Source organism: Pseudomonas sp. SDO5522_S412 (assembly GCF_054071215.1).
Map to the genome: position 1 here is coordinate 1 of NZ_JBSVWQ010000309.1, position 5663 is coordinate 5663.

Here is a 5663-nt window from a genome sequence, read left to right on the forward strand (position 1 = left end):
CCAATGCATATATGGCTGATCCACCGCATTCGCGAGCAAGCCCGCTCCCACATTTGACCAGTGGTGTTCTTCAGATGACGAACAGGTCCACAAACCGGTTTACCGCAGTGGCCTCAAGCCGTGCCTGATCCTTGCACAGCGCAAAAATCTCGGCACTGCGCTGCGCGGTAAACCGGGTCGCCAGGTTGGCCGTGAACTTGTCTTCCAGCAACGGAATGCCATCCACCCGACGGCGACGGTGGCCAATCGGGTATTCCACGGCCACCTGTTCGGTGCTGGAACCATCCTTGAAGAACACCTGCACCGCATTGGCGATGGAGCGCTTGTCGGCCTCCAGGTATTCGCGGCTGTAGCGCGGCTCCTCGACAATCACCATCTTTTCGCGCAGCTCATCGATGATCGGATGGGCCGCGTGGAATTCATCTTCGTATTGCTCGGCCACCAGGTTGCCAAACGCCAGCGGTACGGCGGTCATGTACTGGAGGCAATGATCGCGGTCCGCCGCGTTGGCCAACTGCCCGACCTTGGAGATGATCCGGATCGCCGATTCGTGAGTGGTGATCACAATCCTGTCGATCTCATGCAGGCGGTGCTTCACCTGTGGGTGCAGGGTGACTGCTGCCTCGCAGGCGGTTTGTGCGTGGAACTCGGCGGGGAAGCTGATCTTGAACAGTACGTTCTCCATCACATACGTGCCGTAGGGCTGCGACAGGCTGAAGGCGCGCTTGTCTTCGGGCTTGAGCGCCAGGTCCTTGTTGGTGTGGCTGAACAGCACGTCATAGAAGCCCCACTGCGGCGCGCTCAACACACCGGGAATGCCCATCTCGCCGCGCATGGCGATATCCGCCAGGCGCACCCCGCGACTCGACGCATCCCCCGCCGCCCACGACTTGCGCGAACCGGCATTCGGCGCATGACGATAAGTACGCAATGCCTGGCCATCGACAAACGCCTGGGACAGGGCCGACAGCAGTTGCTCACGGTTGGCGCCCATCAGCTTGGCGGTGACGGCGGTGGAGGCGACTTTCACCAGCAGCACGTGGTCAAGGCCGACACGGTTGAAGGAGTTTTCCAGGGCAATCACACCCTGGATTTCGTGGGCCATGATCATCGCCTCAAGCACTGCCCGCACGGTCAGCGGTGCGTCGCCGTTGGCCACGCGTTTTTGCGAGAGATGGTCGGCGACCGCGAGGATGCCACCGAGGTTATCGGAAGGGTGACCCCATTCGGCGGCAAGCCAGGTGTCATTGTAGTCGAGCCAGCGCACGATGCAGCCGATGTCCCATGCGGCCTTGACCGGGTCCAGGCGGAACGAGGTGCCCGGCACCCGTGCGCCGAACGGCACCACCGTGCCTTCGACGATCGGCCCCAGGTGCTTGGTGCACTCCGGGAAACGCAGGGCCAGCAGGCCGCAACCGAGGGTGTCCATCAGGCAGTTGCGGGCGGTGTCGAGGGCATCGCGGGATTCGATCCTGAAACTCAGTACGTAGTCGGCGATGTCCTGCAGGACCTGGTCGTAGTCGGGGCGGTTGTTCTGGTCGACGTTGGCGCTCATGGCAGTACTCCAAAGTGGGTTAGGTGTGGTCCATCCTCAGGGTCAGGGTGATCGTTCCCACGCTCTGCGTGGGAACGCCGCCTTGGACGCTCTGCGTCCCGTAAAAGGGTGACGCAGAGCGTCACGGGATGCATTCCCACGCAGAGCGTGGGAACGATCGGTTAGAAAGCGTCGCCGGGGACGCGTACGAACCCTTCCATCAACACTCGCGCACTGCGGCTCATGATGGCTTTTTTCACGACCCATTCACCGTCGACCTGGCTGGCCTCGGCGCCTACGCGCAATGTCCCGGAGGGATGCCCGAACCGCACCGCATTACGCTCCACGCCGCCCGCCGCCAAATTCACCAGCGTGCCGGAAATCGCCGCCGCCGTGCCAATCGCCACCGCCGCCGTGCCCATCATCGCGTGGTGCAACTTGCCCATGGACAGCGCCCGCACCAGCAGGTCGACATCGCCCGCCTTGATCGCCTTGCCGCTGGACGCCACGTAGTCCGCAGGCCGCGCCACAAACGCCACCTTCGGCGTGTGCTGACGCTGGGCCGCTTCGTCCAGGTGTTTGATCAAGCCCATGCGCAGCGCACCATGGGCGCGGATGGTTTCAAACATCGCCAGGGCCTTGGGGTCGCCATTGATCGCGCCCTGCAGCTCGGTGCCGGTGTAACCCAGGTCCTGGGCGTTGATGAAGATGGTGGGAATCCCGGCATTGATCAGCGTCGCCTTGAATGTGCCGACACCCGGCACTTCCAGGTCATCCACCAGATTGCCGGTAGGGAACATCGAGCCACCGCCGCCCTCTTCTTCCGCCGCCGGGTCCATGAATTCCAACTGCACCTCGGCGGCCGGGAAGGTCACGCCGTCGAGTTCGAAGTCGCCGGTTTCCTGCACCGCACCGTCGGTGATCGGTACGTGAGCGATGATGGTCTTGGCGATATTCGCCTGCCACACCCGCACCACGGCCACGCCGTTGTGCGGAATGCGCGCGGCATCTACCAGGCCGGCGCTGATGGCGAACGAACCCACCGCCGCCGACAGGTTGCCGCAGTTGCCGCTCCAGTCCACGAACGGTTTGTCGATGGACACCTGGCCGAACAGGTAATCCACGTCGTGATCGGCGCGGGTACTTTTGGCCAGGATCACGGTTTTGCTGGTGCTGGAAGTCGCGCCGCCCATGCCGTCGATTTGCTTGTCATACGGGTCGGGGCTGCCGATCACCCGCAACAACAACGCATCCCGCGCCGCGCCCGGCACCTGGGCCGACTCGGGCAAATCCTTGAGGCTGAAAAACACGCCTTTACTGGTGCCGCCACGCATGTAGGTGGCGGGAATCTTGATCTGCGGTACGTGTGCCATGGTGGTCCTCATGGGCCGGGGCGTTGACCCCGGCCGCAGTTATCAGGCAGTTACAGCCGATTCCAGGAAGTCCTGGGCAAAACGTTGCAACACGCCGCCCGCCTCGTAGATCGACACTTCTTCAGCCGTGTCCAGCCGGCAGGTCACCGGCACCTCGACACGCTCGCCGTTCTTGCGGTTGATCAGCAACGTCAGTTGCGCACGCGGGGTGCGTTCGCCGATCACGTCGTAGGTTTCCGTGCCGTCGATCTTCAGGGTCTTGCGGTCGGTGCCCGGCAGGAACTCCAGCGGCAGCACGCCCATGCCCACCAGGTTGGTGCGGTGGATGCGCTCGAAACCTTCGGCGGCAATCGCTTCAACACCGGCCAGGCGTACGCCCTTGGCCGCCCAGTCCCGGGACGAACCCTGGCCGTAGTCGGCGCCGGCAATGATGATCAGCGGCTGCTTGCGCTCCATGTAGGTTTCGATGGCTTCCCACATGCGCGTGACCTTGCCTTCCGGCTCCAGGCGCGCCAGCGAACCCTGCTTGACCTTACCGTCTTCAACCACCATTTCATTGAACAGTTTCGGGTTGGCGAAGGTGGCGCGCTGCGCGGTCAAGTGGTCGCCACGATGGGTCGCGTAAGAGTTGAAGTCGACTTCCGGCAGGCCCATTTTCGCCAGGTATTCGCCCGCGGCGCTGCCCGGCATGATCGCGTTGGACGGCGACAGGTGATCGGTGGTGATGTTGTCCGGCAGCACCGCCAGCGGGCGCATGCCCTTGAGCGGACGTGCACCGGCCAGGGCACCTTCCCAGTACGGCGGGCGACGGATGTAGGTGCTCTGCGGGCGCCAGTCGTACAGCGGCGTGACCTTCGGGCCGGTGTCTTCGTGGATCGCGAACATCGGGATGTACACCTGGCGAAACTGCTCCGGCTTGACCGACGCCTTGACCACCGCGTCGATTTCTTCGTCGCTTGGCCAGATGTCCTTGAGGCGGATTTCCTTGCCGTTGGCGTCCAGGCCCAGCACGTCTTTTTCGATGTCGAAACGGATGGTGCCGGCAATCGCATAGGCCACCACCAGCGGCGGCGACGCGAGGAACGCTTGCTTGGCGTACGGGTGGATACGGCCGTCGAAGTTGCGGTTACCCGAAAGCACGGCGGTGGCGTACAGGTCGCGGTCGATGATCTCTTGCTGGATCACCGGGTCGAGTGCGCCGGACATGCCGTTGCAGGTGGTGCAGGCGAACGCCACGACACCAAAACCGAGTTGCTCCAGTTCGGTGGTCAGCCCGGCTTCGTCGAGGTACATCGCGACGGTTTTCGAACCCGGTGCCAGGGACGACTTGACCCACGGCTTGCGGGCCAGGCCGAGCTTGTTGGCATTGCGTGCCAGCAGGCCGGCGGCAATCACGTTGCGCGGGTTGCTGGTGTTGGTGCAACTGGTGATGGCCGCGATGATCACCGCGCCGTCGGGCATTTGCCCCGGCACGTCATCCCACTGGCCGGAGATGCCCTTGGCCGCCAGGTCGCTGGTGGCGACGCGGGCGTGGGGGTTGCTCGGGCCGGCCATGTTGCGCACCACCGAGGACAAATCGAAGCTCAGGCCACGCTCGTATTGCGCGCCCTTGAGGTCGTCCGCCCACAGGCCGGTGTGGCGAGCGTACTGCTCCACCAGGGTGACTTGCTCGTCTTCACGACCGGTGAGTTTCAGGTAGGCGATGGTCTGTTGGTCGATGTAAAACATCGCGGCGGTGGCGCCATATTCCGGGGCCATGTTGGAGATGGTGGCGCGGTCGCCCAGAGTCAGCGCCGAAGCACCTTCACCGAAGAACTCCAGCCACGCACCGACGACCTTCTGCTTGCGCAGGAACTCGGTCAGCGCCAGCACCATGTCGGTGGCGGTGATGCCCGGTTGCAGCTTGCCCGTCAGCTCCACGCCAACACTTTCCGGCAGGCGCATCCACGAGGCGCGGCCGAGCATCACGCTCTCTGCTTCAAGGCCGCCAACGCCGATGGCGATCACGCCCAAGGCATCAACGTGAGGCGTGTGGCTGTCGGTGCCGACGCAAGTATCCGGGAAGGCCACGCCGTCACGCACCTGGATCACCGGAGACATTTTCTCCAGGTTGATCTGGTGCATGATGCCGTTGCCCGGCGGGATCACGTCGACGTTCTTGAAGGCCTTTTTGGTCCACTCGATAAAGTGGAAACGGTCTTCGTTGCGGCGGTCTTCGATGGCGCGGTTTTTCTCGAACGCCTGCGGGTCAAAACCACCGGCTTCGACGGCCAGGGAGTGGTCGACGATCAGTTGGGTCGGCACCACCGGGTTGACCTGGGCCGGGTCACCGCCTTGCAGGGCGATGGCGTCGCGCAGGCCGGCAAGGTCCACCAGGGCGGTCTGGCCGAGGATGTCGTGGCACACCACGCGGGCCGGGAACCATGGGAAATCGAGGTCGCGCTTGCGTTCGATCAGTTGGCTCAAGGAGGCATTGAGGGTTGCGGGGTCGCAGCGACGCACCAGGTTCTCCGCGAGTACGCGGGAGGTGTACGGCAGTGTGGCGTAGGCGCCGGGGGTGATTGCATCGACTGCCGCGCGGGCGTCAAAGAAATCGAGGCGGCTGCCGGGGAGCGGTTTGCGGTGTTCAGTGTTCATCGTCAGGACTCGGTCACAGTAGTTGCAAAAGGAAGAACCGGTGCTGATCCAAGGTGGAATGCGATCAAAATGTGGGAGCGGGCTTGCTCGCGAAGGCGGTGTGTCATTCAACACACATG

The 5663-nt window shown here is 63.6% G+C and carries 3 protein-coding genes; all 3 read right to left on the reverse strand.

All coding sequences use genetic code 11. The features are described 5' to 3' along the window. Positions 1 to 70 precede the first annotated feature (70 nt). Positions 71 to 1555: a 2-methylcitrate dehydratase gene (gene prpD / locus ACW9I6_RS30285; RefSeq protein ID WP_457340160.1), complete on the reverse strand. Its 1485-nt coding sequence runs from the start codon at positions 1553 to 1555 to the stop codon at positions 71 to 73. Between the two features lie 161 nt (positions 1556 to 1716). Beyond that, positions 1717 to 2907, reverse strand: a complete 1191-nt coding sequence (prpF, locus tag ACW9I6_RS30290; RefSeq protein ID WP_177019638.1) for a 2-methylaconitate cis-trans isomerase PrpF — start codon at positions 2905 to 2907, stop codon at positions 1717 to 1719. 42 nt (positions 2908 to 2949) lie between these two features. Next, positions 2950 to 5544, reverse strand: coding sequence for a Fe/S-dependent 2-methylisocitrate dehydratase AcnD (gene acnD, locus ACW9I6_RS30295; RefSeq protein WP_134325935.1), 2595 nt, complete (start codon positions 5542 to 5544; stop codon positions 2950 to 2952). Positions 5545 to 5663: the final 119 nt, after the last annotated feature.